General features: G+C 69.0%; 23 protein-coding genes. 19 read left to right on the plus strand and 4 right to left on the minus strand.

All coding sequences use genetic code 11. The features are described 5' to 3' along the window. The first annotated feature begins 94 nt into the window (after positions 1–94). From ACE3TE_RS03625 to ACE3TE_RS03660, 8 genes are read left to right on the plus strand one after another with little or no spacing between them, the layout of a single operon-like run. A complete protein-coding gene (locus ACE3TE_RS03625; protein WP_374602271.1) occupies positions 95–421 on the plus strand; it encodes an integration host factor subunit beta in 327 nt (108 codons plus the stop codon). A gap of 56 nt (positions 422–477) precedes the next feature. Then, positions 478–750, plus strand: a complete 273-nt coding sequence (locus tag ACE3TE_RS03630) for a lipopolysaccharide assembly protein LapA domain-containing protein (protein ID WP_374602273.1) — start codon at positions 478–480, stop codon at positions 748–750. Further along, positions 743–1,915, plus strand: a complete 1,173-nt coding sequence (lapB, locus tag ACE3TE_RS03635; RefSeq protein ID WP_374602274.1) for a lipopolysaccharide assembly protein LapB — start codon at positions 743–745, stop codon at positions 1,913–1,915. Before ACE3TE_RS03630 ends, lapB begins: the two co-directional genes overlap by 8 nt. Continuing rightward, positions 1,915–2,922, plus strand: a complete 1,008-nt coding sequence (locus tag ACE3TE_RS03640; RefSeq protein WP_374602276.1) for a lipopolysaccharide biosynthesis protein — start codon at positions 1,915–1,917, stop codon at positions 2,920–2,922. Before lapB ends, ACE3TE_RS03640 begins: the two co-directional genes overlap by 1 nt. After that, positions 2,919–4,802 carry a polysaccharide biosynthesis protein gene (locus ACE3TE_RS03645; RefSeq protein ID WP_374602278.1) on the plus strand — a complete coding sequence of 628 codons (1,884 nt, stop codon included), beginning with the start codon at positions 2,919–2,921 and terminating at the stop codon, positions 4,800–4,802. The genes ACE3TE_RS03640 and ACE3TE_RS03645 overlap by 4 nt, the downstream gene beginning before the upstream one ends. A gap of 10 nt (positions 4,803–4,812) precedes the next feature. Further along, on the plus strand, positions 4,813–5,691 hold the full coding sequence (gene galU / locus ACE3TE_RS03650) for a UTP--glucose-1-phosphate uridylyltransferase GalU (protein WP_374602280.1): 879 nt from the start codon (positions 4,813–4,815) through the stop codon (positions 5,689–5,691). Positions 5,692–5,723: 32 nt separating this feature from the next. Next, the gene (locus ACE3TE_RS03655) at positions 5,724–7,007 is read left to right on the plus strand and encodes an NAD(P)/FAD-dependent oxidoreductase (protein ID WP_374602282.1); all 1,284 of its coding nucleotides are present in this window, start codon (positions 5,724–5,726) and stop codon (positions 7,005–7,007) included. Beyond that, entirely contained in the window at positions 7,004–7,357 is a 354-nt protein-coding gene (locus ACE3TE_RS03660; protein ID WP_374602284.1) for a tRNA-binding protein, read from the plus strand. Before ACE3TE_RS03655 ends, ACE3TE_RS03660 begins: the two co-directional genes overlap by 4 nt. Positions 7,358–7,402: 45 nt before the next feature. Here ACE3TE_RS03660 and ACE3TE_RS03665 read toward each other — a convergent pair whose 3' ends face one another. The 3 genes from ACE3TE_RS03665 to ACE3TE_RS03675 are packed head-to-tail and all read right to left on the minus strand — an operon-like array spanning position 7,403 to position 11,652. Continuing rightward, a complete protein-coding gene (locus tag ACE3TE_RS03665; protein ID WP_374602286.1) occupies positions 7,403–8,599 on the minus strand; it encodes an acetyl-CoA C-acyltransferase in 1,197 nt (398 codons plus the stop codon). 20 nt (positions 8,600–8,619) lie between these two features. Continuing rightward, positions 8,620–10,989, minus strand: a complete 2,370-nt coding sequence (locus ACE3TE_RS03670; protein ID WP_374602288.1) for a 3-hydroxyacyl-CoA dehydrogenase/enoyl-CoA hydratase family protein — start codon at positions 10,987–10,989, stop codon at positions 8,620–8,622. Positions 10,990–11,031: 42 nt separating this feature from the next. After that, positions 11,032–11,652, minus strand: coding sequence for a TetR/AcrR family transcriptional regulator (locus ACE3TE_RS03675; protein WP_374602290.1), 621 nt, complete (start codon positions 11,650–11,652; stop codon positions 11,032–11,034). Between the two features lie 232 nt (positions 11,653–11,884). On the opposite strand from ACE3TE_RS03675, the gene ndk reads away from it, so the two are divergent. From ndk to ACE3TE_RS03730, 11 genes are all read left to right on the plus strand, one after another. Then, positions 11,885–12,310 (plus strand): nucleoside-diphosphate kinase, encoded by a 426-nt coding sequence (gene ndk / locus ACE3TE_RS03680; protein WP_374602292.1) that lies wholly within the window; start codon positions 11,885–11,887, stop codon positions 12,308–12,310. 59 nt (positions 12,311–12,369) lie between these two features. Continuing rightward, on the plus strand, positions 12,370–13,467 hold the full coding sequence (rlmN, locus tag ACE3TE_RS03685) for a 23S rRNA (adenine(2503)-C(2))-methyltransferase RlmN (protein ID WP_374602612.1): 1,098 nt from the start codon (positions 12,370–12,372) through the stop codon (positions 13,465–13,467). Continuing rightward, the gene (pilW, locus tag ACE3TE_RS03690) at positions 13,457–14,233 is read left to right on the plus strand and encodes a type IV pilus biogenesis/stability protein PilW (protein ID WP_374602294.1); all 777 of its coding nucleotides are present in this window, start codon (positions 13,457–13,459) and stop codon (positions 14,231–14,233) included. Before rlmN ends, pilW begins: the two co-directional genes overlap by 11 nt. Further along, a complete protein-coding gene (locus ACE3TE_RS03695; RefSeq protein WP_374602296.1) occupies positions 14,230–15,096 on the plus strand; it encodes a RodZ domain-containing protein in 867 nt (288 codons plus the stop codon). Before pilW ends, ACE3TE_RS03695 begins: the two co-directional genes overlap by 4 nt. A 67-nt stretch (positions 15,097–15,163) precedes the next feature. Beyond that, positions 15,164–15,814 carry a YfgM family protein gene (locus tag ACE3TE_RS03700; protein ID WP_374602298.1) on the plus strand — a complete coding sequence of 217 codons (651 nt, stop codon included), beginning with the start codon at positions 15,164–15,166 and terminating at the stop codon, positions 15,812–15,814. A gap of 4 nt (positions 15,815–15,818) precedes the next feature. Beyond that, positions 15,819–17,042: an outer membrane protein assembly factor BamB gene (bamB, locus tag ACE3TE_RS03705; RefSeq protein WP_374602300.1), complete on the plus strand. Its 1,224-nt coding sequence runs from the start codon at positions 15,819–15,821 to the stop codon at positions 17,040–17,042. Positions 17,043–17,074: 32 nt separating this feature from the next. Continuing rightward, entirely contained in the window at positions 17,075–18,475 is a 1,401-nt protein-coding gene (gene der, locus ACE3TE_RS03710) for a ribosome biogenesis GTPase Der (RefSeq protein WP_374602302.1), read from the plus strand. Beyond that, positions 18,472–19,044: a molybdenum cofactor guanylyltransferase gene (locus ACE3TE_RS03715; RefSeq protein ID WP_374602304.1), complete on the plus strand. Its 573-nt coding sequence runs from the start codon at positions 18,472–18,474 to the stop codon at positions 19,042–19,044. The genes der and ACE3TE_RS03715 overlap by 4 nt, the downstream gene beginning before the upstream one ends. Beyond that, positions 19,041–20,267 (plus strand): gephyrin-like molybdotransferase Glp, encoded by a 1,227-nt coding sequence (glp, locus tag ACE3TE_RS03720; RefSeq protein WP_374602306.1) that lies wholly within the window; start codon positions 19,041–19,043, stop codon positions 20,265–20,267. Before ACE3TE_RS03715 ends, glp begins: the two co-directional genes overlap by 4 nt. Before the next feature lie 9 nt (positions 20,268–20,276). Continuing rightward, complete coding sequence (moeB, locus tag ACE3TE_RS03725) at positions 20,277–21,368, plus strand: molybdopterin-synthase adenylyltransferase MoeB (RefSeq protein WP_374602308.1); 1,092 nt, start codon at positions 20,277–20,279, stop codon at positions 21,366–21,368. Further along, a complete protein-coding gene (locus ACE3TE_RS03730) occupies positions 21,365–22,126 on the plus strand; it encodes an EAL domain-containing protein (RefSeq protein ID WP_374602310.1) in 762 nt (253 codons plus the stop codon). Before moeB ends, ACE3TE_RS03730 begins: the two co-directional genes overlap by 4 nt. 1 nt (position 22,127) lies before the next feature. On the opposite strand, the gene ACE3TE_RS03735 is transcribed toward ACE3TE_RS03730, so the two are convergent. Then, entirely contained in the window at positions 22,128–24,257 is a 2,130-nt protein-coding gene (locus ACE3TE_RS03735; RefSeq protein ID WP_374602614.1) for a copper-translocating P-type ATPase, read from the minus strand. Positions 24,258–24,264: the final 7 nt, after the last annotated feature.

Below are 24,264 nucleotides of genomic sequence, written 5' to 3' on the forward strand. Positions count from 1 at the left end.
GGTCGTGTATTTCCGGTGTTGGTGGGGGGGGGGGGCGGTGGGGGGCGGCGGCCCCCCCGCCGCCACCCAGAGAAGACCGAGGGATCGCCCGGAGATGACCAAGTCCGAATTGATCGAGGTGCTGTCGCGGCGCCAGGCGCATCTCAAGGCCGACGACGTGGACCTGGCCGTCAAGACCCTGCTCGAGATGATGAGCGGCGCGCTGACGCAGGGCGAACGCATCGAAATCCGCGGCTTCGGCAGTTTTTCCCTGCATTTCCGTCCGCCGCGCCTGGGTCGCAACCCCAAGACCGGCGAGTCCGTGGCCCTGCCCGGAAAGTATGTCCCGCACTTCAAGCCGGGCAAGGAATTGCGTGACCGCGTGAACGCGCGCAACGCGCCCGTCGCCGCCGTCGCGGCCACCCCGCTCGCCGAAGGCTGAGTCCACCGGCCCGGATCGGCTAAGCTTGCCGCCGACTGGCACCGGGAATCTTCCGCATGCGATTGATCAAGGCCCTGCTCGCACTGCTGTTCGTCGCGTTCGGCGTGCTTTTTGGCGCGCTCAACCGCGATCCGGTCAGCATCGACCTCGGTCTGTGGCAGGTGCAGGCCCTCTCGCTGGGAACCAGTTTGTTGCTGGCGGTGCTGGCGGGCGCCGTGCTGGCCGGCTTCGTGCTGACCGCTTCGGTGATCTGGCCGCTGCGCCACCGCCTGCGCCGCGACAAACCCGTGGAACAGGTGCCGGCCCCCGGGCCGGGCACGCATGACTGAACTCGTCTGGCTGTTCCTGCTGCTGCCGGTGGCGGCGGCCGGCGGCTGGCTGGCCGGCCGGCGCGGTGGTGAACGCCGCGGCGGCGCGCGGGTGTCGCGCCTGTCCAATACCTACTTCCGTGGCCTCAACTACCTGCTCAACGAACAGCAGGACAAGGCCATCGAAGTCTTCCTGCAGATCGCCGCGGTGGACAAGGACACGGTCGAAACCCAGTTCGCGCTGGGCCACCTGTTCCGGCGCCGCGGCGAAGTCGACCGCGCCATCCGCCTGCACCAGAGCCTGGTCGCAAGGCCGGGACTGAGCGATGAGCAAAAGACCCGTGCGGTGCTGGCTCTGGGCGAGGACTACATGCGCGCCGGCCTGCTCGACCGCGCCGAAACCCTGTTCACCGACCTGGTGCGCATGGGCGTGCTGGCGCCGCAGGCGCTGCGCCACCTGATTTCGGTCTACCAGGCCGAGCGCGACTGGGCCAAGGCGATCGAACACGCGCGCAAGCTCGAGGACGCCGGCGGCGAACCCATGGGCAAGCTGATCGCGCAGTTCCACTGCGAGCTGGCGGAGATGGCCCGGCTCAAGTCCGACCTGGCGACCGCGCGCAGCCATGTCGCCGAAGCCTATGCCGCCGACAGCCACTCGGTGCGCGCGGGCCTGGTGGAAGCCCGGCTGGAACTGGCCGAAGGCAACGACGCGGCCGCCATCCGCGCCTTCGAACGCGTCGCCCGCCACGACATCGAGTTCCTGCCGGAGATCCTCGAACCCCTGCTGGCCTGCTACGAGCGCCGCGGCGAGACCGCGCGCGCCCGCGGTTTCCTGCTCGAGATGATCGAACATTACCCGGGCGTTTCGCCGGTGCTGGCGCTGACCCGCATGTACGAACAGGAAGAAGGCAAGGGCGCCGCGCTCGAATTCCTGTCCGCCCAGCTGCGCCAGCGGCCGTCGGTGCGCGGCGAGGCGGCCTTCATCGAACTGAGCCTGCGCGACGCCGGCTCGGATCCGGCGGTGGCCCTGAAGACGCTCAAGCAGGTCACCGAACAGCTGGTGGTGCGCACCCCGGGTTACCGCTGCCAGCGCTGCGGATTTGGCGCCCGTGCCCACCACTGGCAGTGCCCGGGCTGCAAGAGCTGGGGCAGCATCAAGCCGGTGCACGGCGCGGTCAGCGAGTGATGCCGGCACCACCGCTCTGGGGTCTGGCGATGCTCTCGCTGGTGGCCGGTTTCGCTTTGGCGCTGGCGTGGCGCGGCTGGGCCCTGCGCCGTGGCGTCGTGGACGCGCCGGATGAGCGGCGGCTGCACGTCGTGCCGACGCCCCGCGGGGGCGGCATCGGCATCGCGGTGGCGCTGTTGCTGGCCTCGGCGTGGCTGGGGCCGGGCAGGGGCTGGTTCGCCCTCGGCCTGCTCCTGTGTGCCGGCGCCGGCCTGGTCGACGACCTCAGGCCGCTGCCACCGCTGGCCAAAGGCCTGCTGCAGGCCCTGGGCGCGGCCTGTCTCGCAGCGGCCTTCCCGCTGCTGCCCGAGGCGGTGGGCCCGCTTGCGGGCCACCTGATGGCCTGGGCGCTCGTGCTGGTCATGGTGAATTTCTGGAATTTCATGGACGGCAGCAACGGGCTGGCCACCAGCCAGGCGCTGCTGGCCGCGCTGGGGCTGGCGGCCCTGGCGCCGGCGTCCGCGGCCTGGCTGGCGGTGGCGCTGGCGGCTGCCTGCCTCGGATTCCTGCCGCTCAATTTCCCCCGGGCGCGCCTGTTCCTGGGTGACGTGGGCAGCCACGCGCTGGGTTACGGCATCGCCGCCCTGCTGCTGATGGCCGCCGGCCCGGGCGGCGTGTCGCCCTGGCTGCTGGTCCTGCCGGTATCGGCCTTCGTGCTCGACGCGGGCCTGACCCTGCTTTCGCGCGCGCGGCGCCGCCAGGTGCTCTGGCGTGCCCATCGCGAACATCTCTACCAGCGCGCCGTCGGCCACGGCTGGAGCCATGCCGGCATCTGCGCGCTGTATGCCGGCTGGACGGCCGTCGCCTGTGGCCTGGCGCTTTGCTTGCAGCGCCAGCCGGCGACGCTGGCGCCCGCAGGCAGCCTGGCGCTGCTCGGATTTGGCATCATTGCCTATTCGCTCCTGGGGCGCGCCTGGCCACGGCCGGCAGCGACCGGGCGTTCCTCCCACGGAAGTCCCGCCGGATGAGATCCGCGATCCAAAGTGTCACCAGCCTGATGCCGCGGCTGCTGATCGTGCTGCACGACCTGGCGATGATCGTCGCGGTCTGGCTGGGCCTGCGCTGGCTGGCCGCGATGGCGGGTGCGCCGCCGGCGCCGTCGCTGCAGACCGAGCTGGTGGTCGCGGTGCTCACCCAGGGCGTGGTGCTGCAGCTGGTGGGCCTTTACCAGGGCCTGTGGCGCTTCGCCAGCGTGCCGGACCTGGCCAACCTGGTGCGCGGCGCGCTGCTGGGCGTGCTGCTGATCGTCGCGATCCTGTTCCTGATCGGCCTGCTGCCGGACGTGCCGCGACGCGTGCTGTTCCCTTATCCGGTGGCCCTGGTGGTGATGCTGGGCCTGCCGCGCGTGCTCTACCGGCTGTGGAAGGACTACCGGCTGCGCACCACCAACGTCGACGCCAAGCGCGTGCTGGTGCTCGGGGCAGGGCGCACCGCCGAGAACCTGCTGCGGGAACTGGCCAGCGATGGTCGCTACTCGGCGGTCGGCATGCTTGACGACAACCCGGCGCTCAAGGGTGCCAAGGTGCGCGGCGTGCCGGTGCTCGGCGCCATCAGCGAACTGCCTTACATCGCCCAGGAAACCGCGCCGAACCTGCTGGTCATCGCGATGCCCTCGGCCAGCGCCAGCGAGATGCAGCGCGTGGTGGAACTTTGCGACGACACCGGCCTGCCGTTCCGCGCCGCCCCGCGCCTGACCGACGTGCTGGCCGGCCGGCCGCATCGGCTGGAGCTGGCCGAAGTGCGCATCGAGGACCTGCTGGGACGCCCGCCGGTGGAGTTCGACCCGACCCTGGGCCTGGGCACGGTGGCCGGCAAGCGCGTGCTGGTCACCGGCGCCGGCGGCTCGATCGGTTCGGAGCTGGCCCGGCAGTGCGCCGCCGCCGGCGCCGCGGAACTGGTGGTGTTCGAGCGCGCCGAACTGCCGCTGTGCGAGATCACCGAGGAGCTGGCGCGCCTTTACCCCGGCGTGCCGGTGCTGCCGATGCTCGCCGACTGCGGCGATCCGGTGGCCTGCGCGATCGCATTGCAGGGCGGCGTGGACTACGTTTTCCATGCGGCCGCCTGCAAGCAGGTGCCGATGCTCGAGACGCAGACCCGCGAGGCCCTGCGCAACAACGTGCTGGCCTCGTCGGTGCTGGCGCGGGCCTGCCGCGACGCCGGCGTCGGGAACTTCGTGCTGATCTCCACCGACAAGGCGATCTGCCCGGTGAACGTGCTCGGCGCCAGCAAGCGCTTCGCCGAGCTGGCCTGCCAAGCCGAACTCGAGGGCAGCGCCGTTCGTCTTTCGGTGGTGCGCTTCGGCAACGTGCTCGATTCGGCCGGCAGCGTGGTGCCGCTGTTCCGGCAGCAGATCGCCGCCGGCGGACCGGTCACGGTCACCCATCCGGAGGTGACGCGTTATTTCATGACCATCCCCGAGGCCTGCCAGCTGATCCTGCACTCGGTGGGCCTGGCCAGCGAGAATGGCGCGGTTTACGCGCTGGACATGGGGCGGCCGGTGCCGATCCGCGAACTGGCCGAGCAGATGATCCGCCTGAGCGGCAAGCGACCCGGGATCGACATCAAGGTGAGCTACATTGGCCTGCGCCCGGGCGAAAAGCTGCACGAAATCCTTTTCCACCCGCAGGAGCGTTACCAGCGCACCCGGCACCCGCGCATCCTGCAGGCCCGGCCGCGGGACCTCGCCGTCGATCCGCTCCGCCAGCTGATGGCGAAGCTGGAGCTGCTGCTGGCCGAGCCGGGCGCGCAGGACGCGCTGGTCGCGCTGCTGCGCGAAGCCGTGCCGGAGTACCGGCCCGACGCCCGCCAGGGCGACGACCCGTACCCGGCGGACCTCAAACCCGACTGACAGGTAACGAATGACTTCCCGAATCAGAAAAGCCGTCTTCCCCGTTGCGGGCCTGGGCACGCGTTTCCTCCCGGCGACCAAGACCGTGCCCAAGGAAATGCTGCCGGTGGTCGACAAGCCGCTGATCCAGTACGCCGTGGACGAGGCCGTCGAGGCCGGCTGCGACACGCTCGTGTTCGTCACCAACCGCTACAAGCACTCCGTGGCCGATTATTTCGACAAGGCCTACGAGCTCGAGCACAAGCTCGAGAAGAAGGGCAAGTCCGAGCTGCTTTCGCTGATCCGCGACGTGCTGCCGCGCCGCGTGCGCGCCGTGTTCGTGACCCAGGCCGAAGCCCTGGGCCTGGGCCATGCGGTGCTGTGCGCGGAGCCGGTGATCGGCAACGAACCCTTCGCCGTGCTGCTGCCCGACGACCTGATCTGGAACAAGGGCCCCGGCGCGCTGCGGCAGATGGCCGACCTGGCCGAAGCCGAAGACGCCAGCGTGATCGCGGTGCAGGACGTGCCGCGCGAGCAGACCGGCAGCTACGGCATCGTCGCGACCCGGGATTTCTCGGGCCGGTTCGGCGAGATCGAAGCCATCGTCGAAAAACCGCACCCCGAGGACGCGCCGAGCACGCTGGCCGTGGTCGGCCGCTACGTGCTCGACGGCAGCATCTTCGAACTGCTGCGCAAGACCGCGCCCGGCGCGGGCGGCGAGATCCAGCTCACCGATGCGATTGCGGCGCTGATGGCGGAAAAACGCGCGCTGGCGTATCGCTTCGAAGGCCGCCGCTTCGACTGCGGCAGCCGGATCGGCCTGGTCGAGGCCACCATCGAGTTCGCGCTCGACCACGAGGACCTGGCCGAGCCCGCGCGCGAATACATGCGCGCCGCGCTGGCGCGCTGAGCTCCGGCCTCGCGTCGGCAGGGCAGGGGCGGGTGGACGCCACAAGCTTCTATCGCGCCCGCACCCCGGCGCCGCCGGGGCGTGCCCCACTGTCCGGGCGGCACGAGGTCCATACCTGCATCGTCGGCGGTGGCTTCGCCGGCCTGAACACGGCCCTGGGCCTCGCGGAGCGGGGAGGGCAGGACGTGCTGCTGCTCGAGGCCCGTGAGATCGGCCACGGGGCCTCGGGCCGCAACGGTGGCTTCGTCTTCGGAGGCTTTTCCCGCGGCGAGGCCGAACTGCTGGCCGAGCTGGGCCAGCAGCGGGCGCAGGCCCTTTACCAGGGCACGCTGGACGCCGTGGAATTGATCCGCCGACGGATCCGGCAGCACCGCATCGCCTGCGACGCGACCGACGCCGGCGTGATCTGGGCGAACTGGTTCCGCGACCCCACCGCGCTGCGCACACGCCAGCGCCTGCTGGCCGAAGACTTCGGGGTGGAATGGCAGTGGCTCGATCGCGCCGAGATGGCCCATCGCATCGTCAGCGAGCGCTACACCGAGGGCCTGTACGAAGCCAATGCCCTGCATTTCGACCCGCTCGCCTATGCCCGCGGCCTGGCCGGGGTGGCCGCGGCGGCCGGCGTACGCGTCCACGAAGCCAGTCCGGCTGTGTCGCTCGATCGCGACGGCGGCGGCTGGCGCGTGCGCACGCCCGGCGGCGAGGTGCATGCCCGGCACGTGGTGCTGGCCTGCGGCGGTTACCTGGCGGGACTTCGCCGCGAGGTGGATGCCGGGGTGATGCCGATCGCCACCTACGTGATGGTGACCGAGCCGCTGGGTCCGCGCCTCGGCGAGGTGCTGCGGACGCGCGCGGCGATCTACGACAGTCGTTTCGCCTTCGATTATTACCGGCCGCTTCCGGACACGCGGCTGCTGTGGGGCGGGCGGATTTCGGTGCGGGACCGCTCGCCCGGGGCCGTCCGGCGCTTGCTGCGCCGGGACATGCTGCGCGTCTTCCCCCAGCTGCACGGGCTTCGCATTGAACGCGCCTGGTCGGGCCTGATGAGCTACGCCCGCCACCAGATGCCGCAGGTGGGGAAGGTGGAAGAGGGCCTGTGGCTCGCGCAGGCCTTCGGTGGCCACGGCGTGGCGCCGACGACCTTCGCCGGCGAATTGCTGGCCTCCGCGATCGCCCATGGCGACCCGCGCTGGCGCGAGATGGCCGATTACGGTTTGGTGTCGGCGCTCAAACCCGCCGGTTTCGCCGGCGCCCAGCTAAGCTACTGGTGGTACCAGGCCCGCGACGCCTGGAAGGACTGGCGGGAATCACGATGAGCAACCAGGAACAGCCAACGGGCCTGATCAGCTGGGCCGACTTCGAGAAGGTGATGCTGTGCGCCGGCACGGTGCAACGGGTCGAGGATTTCCCCGAGGCGCGCAAGCCGGCCTGGAAACTCTGGGTCGACTTCGGCCCGCACGGCGTGCGCAAGACCAGCGCCCAGGTGAAAACCCTCTACCGCGCCGAAGACCTGGTCGGCCGGCAGATCGTCGGCGTCATCAACTTTCCGCCCAAGCAGGTTGGGCCGGTGCGCTCGGAATTCCTGCTCACGGGATTTCCCACGGAAGAGGGCGTCGTCATCACCACTCTCGAACGCCCGGTCCCCAACGGCACCCGGATGGCGTAGCCGGGAAGGGGACGGACCCGGCGGGTCCGTCCCCGGTTCAGCGACTCAGAGGGCTTCGAAGATGCCCGCGGCGCCCATGCCGGTGCCGATGCACATGGTGACCATGCCGTACTTCTGCTGGCGACGGCGCAGGCCGTGCACGATGGTCGCGGTGCGGATCGCGCCGGTGGCGCCCAGCGGGTGGCCCAGGGCGATGGCGCCGCCGAGCGGGTTCACCTTGGCCGGGTCCAGTTCGCAGGTGCGGATGACCGCCAGCGCCTGCGCGGCGAAGGCTTCGTTGAGCTCGATCCAGTCCAGCTGGTCCTGGCTCAGGCCGGCCTGCTTGAGCGCCTTGGGAATCGCCGCGATCGGGCCGATGCCCATAACTTCCGGGCGAACGCCGGCGACCGAGAAGCTGACGAAACGCGCCAGCGGGGTCAGGCCGTACTGCTTGATCGCCGATTCCGAGGCCAGCATCACCGCACCGGCGCCGTCGGACATCTGCGAGCTGTTGCCCGCCGTCACCGAGCCGCCGTTGCGGAACACCGCGCGCAGCTTCGCCAGGCCTTCGGCGCTGGTGTCGGGGCGCGGGCCTTCGTCGTGTTCGACCACGAACTCGCGCTGCTGGATCTTTTCGCCGCCGAGCACCGGCTGGCGGGAAACCACGCCGTAGGGCGAGATCTCTTCCTTGAATTCACCGGCCGCCTGCGCCGCCAGCGCCTTCTGGTGCGAGGCCAGGGCAAACGCGTCCTGGTCTTCGCGGCTGACCTTCCATTCCTCGGCGACCTTCTCGGCGGTGATGCCCATGCCGTAGGCGATCGCCACGTTGTCGTCCTGGAAGACCTTGGGGCTCATGGCCACCTTGTTGCCCATCATCGGCACCATGGACATCGACTCGGTGCCGCCGGCCAGCACCAGGTCGGCGTTGCCCAGCCGGATCTGGTCGGCCGCCAGCGCCACGGCCTGCAGGCCGGAGGAGCAGAAGCGGTTGATGGTCTGCGCGGCCACCACGTCGGGCAGGCCGGCCAGCAGCACGCCGATGCGCGCCACGTTCATGCCTTGCTCGCCCTCGGGCATGGCGCAGCCGATGATCGCGTCGTCGATGCGGCTGGTGTCGATGCCCGGGCACTGCGCGACCACGGCCTTGAGCACGTGGGCGAGCATTTCATCGGGGCGGGTGTTGCGGAAGACGCCGCGCGGGGCCTTGCCCACCGGGGTGCGGGTGGTGGCGACGATGTAGGCGTCCTGGATTTGCTTGGTCATTTGTTTGTCCTCGTCGTCGCTCAGTTACGCAGCGGCTTGCCGGTCTTGAGCATGTGGGCGATGCGTTCCTGGGTCTTGGGCATCTGGGCCAGCGCGACGAAATGCTCGCGCTCGAGCCGCAGCAGCCACTCCTCGTCCACCAGGGCGCCGCGATCCACGTCGCCGCCGCACATCACCGTGGCGATGCGCTTGCTGACCTCGTAGTCGTGTTCGGAGATGAAGCGGCCTTCGATCATGTTCTCCAGCATCATCCGGAAGGTGGCGATGCCGACGTCGCCGGCCACGGGAATCGCGCGGGCGGGCAGGGGCGGGCGATAGCCCGACTCGGCCAGCGCCAGGGCCTGGGCCTTGGCCACGTGCAGCAGCTCGTAGGCGTTGAACACCACCAGGTCGGCTTCGCGGGCGAGCTTGAGCTCCTTGGCCTCGAAGGCCGAGGTCGAAACCTTGCCCATCGCGACGGCCTCGAAATAAGGCTTGAGTTCGGCGAAGACGTCGCCGCCCGGGCCGGCCGCCTGCGCGGAGCGCACGGCGATTTCCTTCAGGCCGCCGCCGGCCGGCAGCAGGCCGACGCCGGCCTCGACCAGGCCGACGTAACTTTCCAGCGCGAACACGCTGCGTGCGGCATGCATCTGGAACTCGCAGCCGCCGCCCAGGGCGAGGCCGCGCACGGCCGCGACCACCGGCACCAGCGAATACTTGATGCGCTGGCTGGTGGCCTGGAAGGTGGCGACCATGGCCTCGAACTCGGCGATCCGGCCCGCCTGCAGCGAGCCCAGGGCCCCGGCCAGGTCGGCGCCGGCGGAGAACGGTTCGCTCGGCTGCCAGATCACCAGGCCCCGGAAATCCTTCTCGGCGCGGTCCACGGCCTCCTGGAGGCCAGCTAGCACGCCGTCGCCGACGGTGTGCATCTTGGTCTTGAAGCTGAGCACGGCGATGCCGTCGCCGTCGGTCCACATGCGCACGGCGTCGGTTTCAAACACGGTGTCGCCCGGGCTGGCGCGTTCGCCCAGTACCGGGTCCGGGAAACGCTGGCGGTTGTAGACGGCGAGGTTGGAGCGCGGCAGCTTCTCGCCCTTGGCCGGGCTGAAGCTGCCCTCGGCGGCGTGCACGCCGTCGCGGCCATCGAACACCCAGTCGGGCAGTGGCGCACTGGACATGGCCTTGCCGGCCACGATGTCCTCGGCGATCCACTCGGCCACCTGCTTCCAGCCGGCGGCCTGCCAGGTCTCGAACGGGCCCAGCTTCCAGCCGTAGCCCCAGCGGATGGCCAGGTCGACGTCACGCGCCGTATCGGCGATGGAAGACAGGTGGTAGGCGCTGTAATGGAACAGGTCGCGGAACATCGCCCACAGGAACTTCGCCTGCGGATGCTCGCTGGCGCGCAGCTGGGCGAACTTCTCGGCCGGGTTGCGGTTCTTCAGGATGGCCACGACTTCCGGGTCGGCCGCGCCGGTGGCCGGGCGGTAGTCCTGGGCCTTGAGGTCCAGGACCTGGATTTCCTTGCCCTTCTTCATGAAGATGCCGGCGCCGGTCTTCTGGCCCAGCGCGCCCTTCTCGATCAGCGCCTTGAGCCAGTCCGGGGCCTTGAAGTACTTGTGCCAGGGATCGTCCGGCAGGGTGTCGGCCATGGTCTTGATGACATGGGCCATGGTGTCCAGGCCGACCACGTCGGAGGTGCGGTAGGTCGCCGACTTCGGGCGCCCCAGCAGCGGGCCGGTCAGGGCATCGACCTCGTCGAAGCCGAGCTTGCATTCGGCCGTGTGGTGCAGCGTGGCCAGGATCGAGAACACGCCGATGCGGTTGCCGATGAAATTCGGGGTGTCCTTGGCGTAGACCACGCCCTTGCCCAGGGTGGTGACCAGGAAAGTTTCAAGTCCTTCAAGGACTTCCCGGTCAGTCTTCGCGCAGGGGATGAGCTCGGCCAGGTGCATGTAGCGCGGCGGGTTGAAGAAATGCACGCCGCAGAACCGCGAGTGAAGTGATTCCGGAAGAACCTCGGCCAAGCCATTGATAGACAAGCCAGAAGTGTTCGAGGCCAGGATGGCGTGCGGCGCCACGTGGTTCTCGATCTTGTCGTACAGGTCCTTCTTCCAGTCCATGCGCTCGGCGATGGCCTCGATGATCAGGTCGCAGTCGGCGAGCAGGTGCAGGTGCTGGTCGTAGTTGGCGGCGGTGATGGCCGCGACCTTGGACTTGCTGGCCAGCGGCGAGGGCGAGAGCTTGCCCAGGTTGGCGATGGCCTTGTCGACGATGCCGTTGGGCTTGCCTTCCTTGGCCGGAAGGTCGAACAGGACGGTTTCGACGTCGGCGTTGGCGAGGTGGGCGGCGATCTGCGCGCCCATCACGCCGGCGCCAAGCACGGCGACCTTGCGAATGAGAAGTTGAGGCATGGGAACAGCTCCGTGGGAGGAGGGGAAAGGGGTGGCTTCGGCTCAGCCGGCCCGGAGGCCGGCGGCGGCGAACCTGATCAGGGCCTGGGCGGCCTTCTCGCAGTGGACCTTCTCGGAAACGCCCGCCGGGCGCTTGATCAGGCCGAAATCGGCCATGGCGTAGGTCAGGGCCCCGGCGGTGAAATCGAGTCGCCAGTACAGGTCTTCCTTGGCCAGGTCGGGCAGGGCCTGGCCCAGGGCCTTGGCGAATTCGCGCAGCACGTGGCCGTAGTTGTCGGACAGGAACTTGCGCAGGCGGTCGTTCTTTTCAGCGAAGGCCCGGGCCAGCACCCGCACGAAGGCCGAGCCGCCGTGGCGGTCGATGGTCAGGGCCAGGGGCGGCTCGATGAAGGCCGAGAGGATGGCTTCCAGGTCGCCGGGGTGTTTCTCCTGGGCCTGCCGAAGCAGCGCCAGGCGGCGTTCGCTCATCTCGTCCATTCGCCGGCGGAAGACCTCGTTGACCAGGTTTTCCTTGCTGCCGAAGTGGTAATTCACCGCCGCGATGTTCACGTCGGCCCGGCTGGTCACCTGCCGCAGCGAGGTGCCCGCGAAGCCGTGCTGGGCGAACAGTTCTTCGGCGGCGCCGAGGATGCGTTCCTTGGTGTTGAAATGGCTCGAGGTCATGGCTTGCCAGTGTTCGATTCAAACAGGTGTTGGCGAGTGTACCCGGAGCCGGGCCCGGGTCAAATGGGCAATTCAAACAAGTGACGGCCCCGAGGCTCGCCGGCAGGGGGTGAGGGTGGGGTGGCCGATACTGCTGGAAATAATCAGGGATTTGCGCTAAACCCTCGCCGTACCGGGGTTTTGTGTTAAATTCACGGGCTCCCAAACCCCCTGCAACCTACGGAGTTAGACCATGGCGCTGGAGCGCACCATTTCCATCATCAAGCCCGACGCGGTCGCCAAGAACGTCATCGGCGAGATCTACGCCCGCTTCGAGAAGGCCGGCCTCAAGATCGTCGCGGCCAAGATGAAGCACCTTTCCCGCAAGGAGGCCGAAGGCTTCTACGCGGTGCACCGCGAGCGTCCCTTCTTCAACGCCCTGGTCGAGTTCATGACCTCGGGTCCGGTGATGATCCAGGTGCTCGAGGGCGAAAACGCCGTCGCGAAGAACCGCGACCTGATGGGCGCCACCAACCCGAAGGAAGCCGCGCCGGGCACCATCCGCGCCGACTTCGCCGAAACCATCGACGCCAATGCCGTGCACGGTTCCGACAGCCTGGAGAACGCGCAGATCGAAACCGCGTACTTCTTCAGCGCCACCGAGCTCTGCCCGCGTTGATTGATGTCGTGAACGAGGCCGTTGCCAAGATCAACCTGCTCGACCTCGATCGCGAGGGCATGGAGCGCTTTTTCGCCGACATCGGCGAAAAGCGCTTCCGTGCCCAGCAGGTGATGAAGTGGATCTACCACCAGCACGTCACCGATTTCGCCGAAATGACCGACGTGGGCAAGGCGCTGCGCGCCAGGCTCGAGGCGGTCGCTGAAATCCGCCCGCCGAACGTGCTTTTCGACAAGCCGTCGGCGGACGGTACCCACAAATGGCTGCTGGGCATGGACGCGGGCAACGCCATCGAGGCGGTGTTCATTCCCGACAAGGGCCGCGGAACGCTCTGCGTGTCCAGCCAGGTCGGCTGTGGCCTGAACTGCCAGTTCTGCTCCACCGCCACCCAGGGCTTCAACCGCAACCTCAGCACCGCCGAGATCATCGGCCAGGTGTGGGTGGCCTCGAAGCACCTGGGCAACAAGACCCATCTCAATCGCAAGCTCACCAACGTGGTGATGATGGGCATGGGCGAGCCGCTGCTGAACTTCGACAACGTCGTGCGCGCGATGAGCCTGATGCGCGACGACCTGGGCTTCGGCCTGGCCAACAAGCGCGTCACCCTGTCCACCTCGGGCCTGGTGCCGATGATCGACCGCCTGGCCGAAGAGTCGGACGTGTCGCTGGCGGTGTCGCTGCACGCGCCTAACGACGAACTGCGCACCGCGCTGATCCCGCTCAACAAGAAATACCCGGTCGCCGAACTGATGGAATCGTGCGTGCGCTATCTGCGCCGCAAGAAAAAGGGCGACTCGGTCACCTTCGAATACACCCTGATGAAGGGCGTCAACGACTCCCCGGCCACCGCACGCGAACTCGCGAAGCTGATGAAGTCGTTCTCCAACAAGATGCAGTACGCGGACGCGGGCAAGGTCAACCTGATCCCGTTCAATCCCTTCCCGGGCACGCGCTTCGAGCGCAGCGGGGAAGAGGACATCCGCGCCTTCCAGAAGATCCTGCTCGACGCCGGCGTGCTCGCCATGGTCCGGCGTACCCGCGGCGACGACATCGATGCGGCCTGTGGCCAGCTCAAGGGCCAGGTCATGGACCGCACGCGTCGCCAGTCCGAATTCAAGCGCAAGCTCGAACAACAGGGGGTTTCCGATGCGGCCTGAGTCCCACCCGTTCCTCTTCGCCGGTGCCCTGGCACTGGCCCTGGCCGGCTGTGCCGGGACCGGCGGCGGCACCCCGCGCGCGCTCAAGGCGCAGCCGGAGATGAGCAACAAGGGCATGGCCAACCTGCAGCTGGCGCAGAACTACCTGGCCTCGGGCAAGCTCGACGTCGCCATGGATCGCGCCCAGCGCGCGATGCGCAGCGATCCCGGCTCGGCCGACGTGCAGGTGGTGATGGGCATGATCCGCCAGGCCCTGGACGATCAGTCCCGGGCCGGTGAGCATTTCGCCCAGGCCGCCAAACTGGCCCCGGACACCGGCCACGTGCTCAACGCCTACGGCGCCTGGCTCTGCGAACGCCAGCAGTACGACGAGGCCGACGAGGTGTTCAGCCGTGCCGTCGCCGATCCGTTCTACGAAGCCAAGGCCCAGGCCTATTTCAACGCCGGGCGCTGCTCGATGCTGGGCGGCCGGCTGGACCGGGCCGAACCCGCCCTGCGCAAGGGGCTGGACATCGACCCCGACGGCGCCGCGCTGCTCGAACAGATGGCAAGGCTGCAATACCAGCAGCGTAACTTCCTCGGCGCCCGGGCCTTCTTCCAGCGTCGCGAGGCGGTGGGCGAGGTCGGTGCCGAACTGTTGGAACTGGCCATCGCCATCGAAGAAGGCGCCGGCGACCGCGCCGCCGCCGAGCGTTACCGCACCCGTTTGCGCCAGGGTTATCCCGACCACACGCCAACCGCCAGGGAGGAAGCTCCGCAGTCATGACCACCGAAGGCCGGCAGGAAGCGCTTTTTGAAGATCCGATCGGCCTGCGCCTGCGCATGGCCCGGGAAGCCTCTGGCCTGAGCCAGGAGCAGGCGGGACAGCAGCTGCGCCTGCCGGTGGCCGTCATCGATGCGATGGAGCGCGAGGACTGGCAGCGCCTGGGTGCCTCGATCTACGTGCGCAGCTATCTCGGCAGCTACCTGCGTCTTCTGGGGCTGCCCCAGGACATGCTCCAGAAGGTGATCGCGCCCACGCCGGCGCCGGCCCTGGTACCGATGGCCTCGCGGTCGCGGCTGCGCCGCACCCTGGACAAGTCCCTGCGTAATGTCGTGTACCTGGTCATGACCGCCGTGCTGGTGGTGCCCGTGGTGCTGGTCGCCCGTCATTACCAGAACGCCGACCGCCCGGTGTCGCTGACCCTCGAGCCGGATGCCTCGGTGCTGGCCGCCCTGGAACCGGCCGGCGAAGGTTCCCTCGAGGAACCGGCCACCTTGCCGGCTCCGGACAGCAAGCCCGCCGGTCCCGAACCGGTGATGGCCTCGATGACCCCGGTTCCGGCCAAGGCGCCGGTGCCGGCAACGCCGGCCACCGTCCTCGATCAGGATGGCCTGGTGCTTCGTTTCAGCGCCCAGAGCTGGCTGGAAGTGAACGATCCCCAGGGGCGGCCGCTTGAACGCGCGCTGCTCGATGCCGGGGCCGAGCGCCGCTACGCCGACGGCGAGGTGGGCTACGTGAAACTGGGCAACGCAGCCGCGGTGGAAGTGCTGCGTGACGGCCAGCCCGTCGACCTCGAGCCCTTCCGCGCGGCGAACGTCGCCCGCTTTACGGTATCCTCTGGCGGCGAACCCCAGCCCGCGCGGTAAACCGCCGCGCCCCGGCCACCCGACCCACTGCCCGCGCCGTCCGTGCGCGGGCCCGAAGAAGTGATCCATGGACCAGATTGACGAATACGAACAGGGCGAACGCGTTCGCGCCTGGCTCAAGAACAACGGCTCTTCCCTGATCACCGGCATCGCCCTCGGCCTGGCCGCCCTGGGTGGCTGGCAGTGGTGGCAGGGGCAGGGCGAACAGCGCAAGGTCGAGGCTGCGTCCGAGTTCCTGGCCTATACCCGCGCGTCCGAGGGCGAGCAGACCGACAAGGCCCTGGCCCACGCCGAGGCGCTGCGCCAGAACCACCCGGAAACGCCCTACGTGGCCCTGGTCGCGATCAACGAAGCGCAGCGGCTGCTCGAAGCCGGCAAGGCCGAAGAAGGCCTGGCCCGGCTCGACGCCGTGGATGCCAGCGAGCTCGACCCGGCCATGGCCGAACTGCTGCAGCTGCGCGCGATGCGCCTGCTGGCGGCGCTGGGCCGGCACGAGGACGTCATCAAGCGGCTCGATGCCCACCCGCTGCCCAGCTACCCGGGCGTGGCCAGCGAGCTGCGCGGCGACGCCGAACTGGCGCTGGGCAATCGCGAGCAGGCCCGTGCGGCCTACGAGCAAGCCCTGGCCGCGCTCGACGTCGGTGCCGCCACCCGCGGCATCATCGAAATGAAGTTCACCGCGGCCGGAGGCCGCCTGCCCGAGACCCCGGAGGCCTGAGCGCATGCTGCGTCGTACCCTGATCATCGCCGCGTTGCTGGCCACCGCCACCGGCTGTTCCACCCTCAAGGGCTGGTTTGGCGACAAGGCCAGCAAGGCCATCGAACCCGCCGAGCTGACCGAGATCAGCAGCGCCATCGCCGTCGACAAGGCCTGGTCGCGCAAGCTTGGCGATGAAAACGCCAGCCTGGGCCTGCGCCAGCGCCCGGCCATCGAAGGCGACCGCCTGTACGTGTCCAACGACGAAGGCCGCGTGCTCGCGATCAGCGCCAACACCGGCGACGTGCTCTGGGACTCGGAAGTCGCCCCGACCCGCAAGGAAGGCAGCCGGCTGTTCTTCTGGCGGCGCAAGGCCATCGACGGTGGCCTCAGCGGCGGCCCGGGCGTCGGCAACGGCCTGGTCGTGGCCGGTGGCCGCAATGGCGAGGTGATCGCGCTGGACGCCGAAACCGGCGCCGAACGCTGGCGCACCAAGGTCACGTCCGAAGTGATCGCCGCGCCGCTGGTCACCCCTGAACGCATCATCGTACGCGCCAACGACGGCCGTACCTTCGGCCTCGACCCGGCCGACGGCAGCCGCAAGTGGGTGTTCGACCGCGGCGTGCCGGCCCTGAGCGTGCGCGGCAATGGCGCGCCGGTCAGCGACGGCCAGCTGGCCTACCTCGGTTACGACGACGGTACCGTCGTCGCGCTGCGCATTGCCGACGGTCTGGTCGCGTGGACCCAGCTGGTCGCCGAGTCCGAAGGCCGCAACGACCTCGACCGCATGGCCGACGTCGATGGCGAGCTCGCCCTGGGTTATTCCGAGCTCTACGCCACCAGCTTCGCCGGCCAGACCATGGCGATCTCGACCCAGAACGGTCGTCCGCTGTGGAACCGCGACACCGGCGGCTATTCCGGCCTGGCCCTGCTGGGCGACCGCGTCGTCCTGTCCGATCCCTCGGGCACGGTCTGGGCGCTCGACCGCACGTCCGGTTCGGCCCTGTGGCGCCAGGAAGCCCTGGCCCGCCGCTGGCTGACCACGCCGGCCATCCACGGCAACTACGTCGTGGTCGGCGACGTCGAAGGCTACCTGCACTGGCTGCGGGCGGACGATGGCGTCATCGTCGGCCGCGACCGCGCCAGCCGGGCGCCGATCCGCGGCACCCCCCAGGTCACCCCGACCGGCACCCTGGTGGTGCTGGACTCCGAGGGTCGCCTGTCCGCTTACCCGTCGCCGGCGCAGTAAGCGCCGCGACGTAATCCACGGGAGAGTTCCGCGTGTTGCCATTGGTCGCTCTCGTGGGCCGTCCCAACGTCGGCAAGTCAACGCTGTTCAATGCGTTGACGCGCAGTCGTGACGCGCTCGTTCACGACGAACCCGGGGTCACCCGGGATCGTCATTATGGTTTCTGCCGGCTGGTCGAAGACCGGCCCTTCGGGCTGTGCGACACCGGCGGCCTCTCGGGTGACGAAGAAGGCCTCGCCGGCGCCACCGCGCGCCAGGCGCGTGCGGCGGTGGAAGAAGCCGACCTCGTGCTGTTCGTGGTCGACGGCCGCGAAGGGCCGTCGTCGGTCGACGACGCGATCCTGGCCTGGCTGCGCAAGACCGGCCGGCGCTTTTTCCTGGTCATCAACAAGGTCGACGGCCTCGAGCTGGCGCCGGTGCTGGCCGAGTTCGCGCGCTACGGCGTCGAGAAGGTCATCCCGGTGGCCGCGGCGCACCAGCGCGGCGTACCCGAGCTGCTCGAGGAGGTCATTCCCGAGCTGCCCGAGGACGGCGACGCCGCCGTGCTGGCCGACGACCCGGACCGCATCCGCATCGCCTTCCTCGGCCGCCCCAACGTCGGCAAGTCGACGCTGGTGAACCGCCTGCTGGGCGAGGAGCGCATGATCGCCTCCGACGTGCCCGGCACCACCCGCGACTCGATCGCGGTGGACCTGACCCGCGACGGCCGCGACTACCGCCTGATCGACACCGCCGGCCTGCGCCGGCGTTCGAAGGTGGAAGAAGCGGTCGAGAAGTTCTCCGTCTTCAAGACCCTGCAGGCGATCGAAAACTGCCAGGTCGCCGTTGTGCTGCTCGACGCCGGTGAAGGCGTGACCGAACAGGACGCCACCGTGCTGGGTCTGATCCTGCAGGCCGGCAAGGCGCTCGTGATCGCCGTCAACAAGTGGGACGGGCAGTCGAAATACCAGCGCGAGCAAACCCAGGGCATGCTGGTTCGCAAGCTCTCGTTCTGCGAGTGGGCCGAGCGCATCACCATCTCGGCGCTGCACGGCACCGGCATGCGCGAGCTGTTCCGCGCGATCCATCGCGCCCATGCCTCGGCGACGAAGGAATTCAGCACCTCGGAAGTCACCAAGGCGCTTGAAATCGCCTACCAGAGCTTCCCGCCGCCGGCGGTGCGCGGCCACGTCTCGAAGCTTCGTTATTGCCATCCGGGCGGCGCCAACCCGCCGACCTTCATCGTGCATGGCACCCGCCTGCGCGTGCTGAGCGAAAGCTACCGGCGTTATCTCGAGAACTTCTTCCGCAAGCGCTTCAAGCTGGTGGGCACGCCGATCCGCTTCATCTTCAAGGAAGGCGAAAACCCCTACGAGGGCAAGAAGAACCCGCTCAGCGACCGGCAGATCAAGGCCAAGCGCCGCCTGATGCGGCACGTCAAGCGCGGGAAGTGATCGCGGCCGACGCCGTCACCCTGGGCCTGCTGGCCGGTGGACGCGGCGAGCGCGTCGGCGGTTGCGACAAGGCCTGGTTGCCGCGACGCGGCAGGCCGGCGATCGACACCCTGCTGCAGGAACTCACGGACGCGGGCTTCGCCGCGCGCCTTGCCAGCGTGCGCGCACCCGACCTGCGCTGGGGCGAGCGGGGCTTCACCTGCGTGCAGGACCGCCGCCCTGGCCAGCCGGGCCCGCTGGCCGGTCTGGAAGCGCTGGCGTCGGCCTGCCGCACGCCCTGGCTGCTGGTGCTGCCGGTGGATGTTTTCGACCTGCCGGCAAACCTGTTCGACCAATTCGCCAGTGTGGCAGCGACGCGAGGCGCCTGGCTGCGCGACGCCGGCGGCTTGCAGCCGCTGGTGGGCCTGTGGCCGCGTGGCGAGCTGCACGCGGCTGCGACATCGGCACTCGACGCCGGTGAAGCCACCGTACATCGTGCGTTGGCTACGCTGCGTCCGGCCACGCTGGACATTTCCCCCGCACGCCTGGGCAATGCCAATACGCCCGAGGCTTATGATCAAACGCCATGACTGCTGACTTCCCCACGCGCATCAGCTTCGACGAAGCCGCCGCAATCATCGATCGGGTCGCCGCCGGTCGCCGGCTGTCCACCGAGCGAATCCCGCTGCAGCGCGGCCTTGGGCGCGTGCTGGCCGAGGATCTGGTGGCTACGATCGCATTGCCGAACTTCGACAACGCGGCCATGGACGGTTTCGCCGTGCGTGGCCTGCCGATGCCGCACGGTGGCTGGCAGCTGGTGGGCGAGCAGTACGCCGGCGCGGACCAGGGCCTGGTGCTGGCGGCGGGGCAGGGCAGCCGCATCACCACCGGCGCACCGCTTCCGGCCGGCGCCGAGGCCATCGTCATCAAGGAAAACGCGCGGGTTGATGGCGACCGCCTTTGCACCGACCACGCGCCATCGGCGAACGACCATATCCGCCCTGCCGGCGAAGACGTGATGCCGGGGACGCGCCTGCTTTGCGCCGGTGACGTGCTGACGCCCGCCCGCCTTGGCCTGGCCGCCGCGCTGGGCCTGCCGGAACTCGCCGTCGCACGCAGGCCGACCGTCGCCGTGTTCACCACCGGCGACGAGCTGAAACCGCCGGGCCAAGCGCTGGCGCCTGGCGAGATCCACGACTCCAACCGCGCCATGCTGCAGACGCTGCTGCTGGCCGAAGGCCTGGAACCGGTGGCCTGGCCGATCCTGCCAGACGATCCCGAGCGCATCCGTTCGATGCTGCAAGACGCGGCCTTCTCCTTCGACCTCGTGATCACCTGTGGCGGCGTCTCGGCTGGCGAGAAGGATCATTTGCCGGCCCTGCTGCAGTCGCGCGGCGAAACCTGCTTCTGGAGAGTGCGCATGAAGCCGGGCATGCCCCTGCTGTTCGGGCGCCTGGGTGAATCGCTGCTGCTCGGCCTGCCGGGCAATCCGGTTTCGGTGCTGGCGACCTTCCTGACCCTGGGTCGCCGCCTGATCGATGGCCTGCAGGGCCGCACCGAACCGCGCATGCGCTGGCGCGCCAGGCTCACCGATACCGTGCATAAACGCCACGAGCGCCGTGAGTTCATGCGCGGCCGGCTGCAGATGGACGACGACGGCCAGCTGCATGTGGCGCCCGACGCCGCCACCGGTTCGCACCGACTGGCCGCCGCCGCGGCCAACGACGTGCTGCTGGTGCTTCCGGAAGGTGCCGGCGAGTTCGCCGCCGGCACCGTGATCGAGTGCCTGCCCTGCGCGGCGGGTCGCGGCTAGACTGGTCCCATGCCGCCGATCGAGGAAATCACGCCTGCCGAAGCCCGTCGCCGCATGGCGCAGGGCAGCCGGCTGCTGGACGTGCGGGAACCGGGGGAGCACGCCCTGGGCCTGCCCGAAGGCGCGCTGCCGGTGCCGCGTGCCAGCCTGGAATCGGATCCCACGCGCATCACCCCCGACACCGGCGCCGAGCTGCTGCTGATCTGCGGCAGCGGCCGGCGCTCCATGCTGGCAGCGCATGCCCTGCAGGCGCGGGGCTACGAACGCCTGTGTTCGGTGGCCGGCGGTTTCGAGGACTGGTGCCGGGAAGGTTTGCCCACCGTCTCCGGCGCACCGGACGACGCCGATTTCCTGGAGCGGTATTCGCGCCACCTGCGCCTGCCGCAGGTTGGCCTCGAAGGCCAGCGCCGCCTGGCGCAGTCACGCGTGCTGCTCGTGGGCGCCGGTGGCCTGGGTTCGCCGGCAGCGCTTTACCTGGCGGCCGCCGGCGTCGGCCAGCTGGTGGTCGCCGATGACGACGTCGTCGACCGCAGCAACCTGCAGCGCCAGGTGCTGCACACCGAGGACCGCATCGGCCAGCCCAAGGTGGAGTCCGCGAAAAGGGCGCTGGAGGCGCTCAACCCGCGCGTGCAGATGCAGGCCGAACGGGTGCGGGTCACCGACGACACGGTCGATGCGCTGGTGCGCGACGTCGACGTGGTGCTCGACGGCGCGGACAACTTCCCGGTGCGCTACGTGCTCAATGCTGCCTGCCTGCGCCATCGCAAGCCGCTGGTCTACGGCGCGGTGCATCGCTTCGAAGGCCAGGTCAGCGTGTTCGATGCCGGACGGCGGCGCGGCGAAGCGCCGTGTTACCGCTGCCTGTTCCCGGAGGCGCCGGCGGCCGGGGATGCGCCCAACTGCGCCGAAGCCGGCGTGCTGGGCGTGCTGCCCGGCGTCATCGGCCTGCTGCAGGCCACCGAAACGATCAAGCTGCTGCTTGGTATTGGCGAACCGCTGTCGGGCAGGCTGCTGCACTTCGATGCATTGGCGATGCGATTCCGAGAAACCCGCCTGCGGGCGGATCCACAGTGCCCGGGCTGCGGGCCGGAGGTGGCATGAAGGAACAGAAGAACTACCGCGAACTGGCCTGCCGGGAGTGCCGGGAAGGCGCTGGCCTGGGGTTTTCGTTCACGATGGCCTTCCAGCCGATCGTGCGGCTGTCGCGGCGCGAGGTGTTCGCGCACGAGGCGCTGGTGCGCGGGCAGGGTGGGGAAGGGGCGGGCGAGGTGTTCAAACACGTCAATGCCGATACCCGCTACCAGTTCGACCAGGCCTGCCGGGTCAAGGCGATCGAGTTGGCCAGCCGGGTCGGCGTGCCCGGTTACGTCAGCATCAACTTCATGCCCAATGCGGTCTACCGGCCCGAGCTGTGCATCCGCACCACGCTTGAGGCGGCACGCACCTACGGTTTTCCGGTGGACCGGATCATCTTCGAGTTCACCGAGGTCGAGCAGGTGCATGACCACGGCCACCTGCGCGAGATCGTGCAGCACTACCAGCAGCGGGGTTTCCTGACCGCCTTCGATGATTTTGGTTCGGGCTACTCCGGGCTGAACCTGCTCGCGGACGTGGCCAGCGACCTGGTCAAGCTGGACATGGCGCTGGTGCGCGGCCTGCCGGCCGATCCGCGGCGCCGCAAGATCATCCGCCACGTAGTCGCGCTGTGCGCCGACCTGGGCGTGGAGCTGATCGCCGAGGGCGTGGAGACCCGGGACGAACTGCGATTCCTGCAGGACGAAGGCATCGACCTGTTCCAGGGCTATTTCCTGGCCAGGCCGGCGTTCGAATCGCTGCCTGAGATCCGCTGGCCCGATTGATTCAAGGCATTTTACGCCTGCCCAGGCGTAGTGCGTTGGCTACGACCGATACCGAACTAAGGCTCATGGCGAGCGCCGCGATCATGGGACTGAGCAGCAGGCCGGTCAGCGGGTAGAGCACGCCAGCCGCGATCGGCACCCCAAGCGCGTTGTAGAGGAAGGCGAACACCAGGTTCTGCTTCATGTTGGCCACGGTGGCCGTCGACAGGCGCCGCGCCCTCAGGATGCCGCGCAGGTCGCCCTTGACCAGTGTCACCTGGGCACTGGACATCGCCACGTCGGTGCCGGTGCCCATGGCAATGCCGATATCCGCCCCGGCGAGGGCAGGGGCGTCGTTAATGCCGTCGCCCGCCATCGCGACCCGCGAGCCCTCTGCCTGGAGCCGCCGCACGAGCTCGATCTTGTCCTTGGGCCGCACTTCCCCCTGCACTTCGTCAATGCCGAGTTCGCGCGCCACGGCGCGGGCCGTGGTGGCGCCGTCGCCGGTCGCCATGACGATGCGCAGGCCGTCGTCCTGCAGCGACCTGATGGCTTCACGGGTGGACGCCTTGATCGGATCTGAGACGGCAAGAAGGCCGGCCAGTTTCCCGTCCACGGCCAGGTACATGACGCTCGCGCCCTCTTGGCGAAGGCTCTCGGCCTCGTCCCTCAGCAGGTCGGTTTCGACGGATTGTTCCCGCATCAGCTCGGTATTGCCGATGGCAAGCGCCCTTCCGCCAACACCGCCACGCACGCCGATGCCGGTGGACGATTCGAACCCGTCCGGCGTGTCGAGCGCCAGGTTGCGGCGGCGGGCCTCGGCGACGATGGCGTCGGCGAGGGGGTGTTCGCTGCCCTGGTCGAGGCTGGCTGCCAGCCGCAGGACATCCTCTTCCGCGAACCCGTTCGCGGCGATCACGGTCCGGAAAGCGGGGCGGCCTTCGGTCAGTGTGCCGGTCTTGTCCACGATGAGGGTGTCTATGCGACGGAAATTCTCGATCGCTTCGGCGTCACGGAACAGCACGCCACCCTGCGCAGCCCGGCCGGTGGCCACCATGATCGACATGGGCGTAGCCAGTCCCAGCGCACAGGGGCAGGCGATGATCAGGACGGAAACGGCATTGAGCACGGCGAAGGTCCAGGAAGGTTCCGGGCCCAGCAGGCCCCAGGCCAGGAACGTCGCCACCGCTATCGCCAGCACCGAAAGCACGAACCAGAATGCGACCTTGTCCGCCATGCGCTGCATGGGTGCGCGGGAGCGCTGGGCCTGCGCGACCAACTGGACGATCTGGGACAGCACGGTCTCCGAGCCCACCTTCTCGGCACGGATCACCAGACTGCCCGATCCGTTCATGGTGGCGCCAATGACGGCGTCACCCTCCGACTTCCCCACCGGGATGGGCTCGCCGGTCAGCATGGACTCGTCGATGTTGGACCGGCCCTCGAGTACCCGGCCATCCACCGGGACCTTTTCACCGGGACGCACCCGCAGTCGGTCGCCCACGTGGACATGACCGAGCGCGATGTCTTCCTCGCGTCCGTCGTCCAGAAGGCGCCGGGCCGTCTTGGGCGCCAGCCCCAGCAGGCCCTTGATGGCGGCGGACGTCCTGGAGCGTGCGCGAAGCTCAAGCAGCTGGCCGAGCAGCGTCAGGGAGACGATGACGGCGGCCGCTTCGAAGTAGACGCCGATGCGGCCGTGTTCGCGGAACGAGTCCGGGAACAGGTCGGGTGCCAGCGTCGCCACGACGCTGTAGCCGAACGCAGCCGCGACGCCTATGCCGATAAGCGTCCACATGTTCGGACTGAGGTTGCGGACGGACTGCACGCAGCGGACGAAAAACGGCCAGCCGGCCCAGAGCACCACGGGGGCGGTGAGCACGAGTTCTGCCCAGGTGCGCCAGTCGGTGGGCAGCCACGCCTCGAACCGGTGTCCAAGCATGGCCAGCGTCAGTACGACCAGGGTCAGGGGCAGGGTCCACCAGAACCGGCGGCTGAAGTCGAGCAATTCAGGGTTCTCTTCGTCGTCCAGTGCAGGCATCTCCGGCTCGAGCGCCATGCCACAGATCGGACAGTTGCCGGGGCCGGGCTGGCGGACCTGTGGGTGCATCGGGCAGACGTAGACCGTGCCCGGATCTACCGGTGCCGGGGTCATTGGCTGC

This window comes from Arenimonas sp. (assembly GCF_041919775.1).
GTDB lineage: Bacteria > Pseudomonadota > Gammaproteobacteria > Xanthomonadales > Xanthomonadaceae > Arenimonas.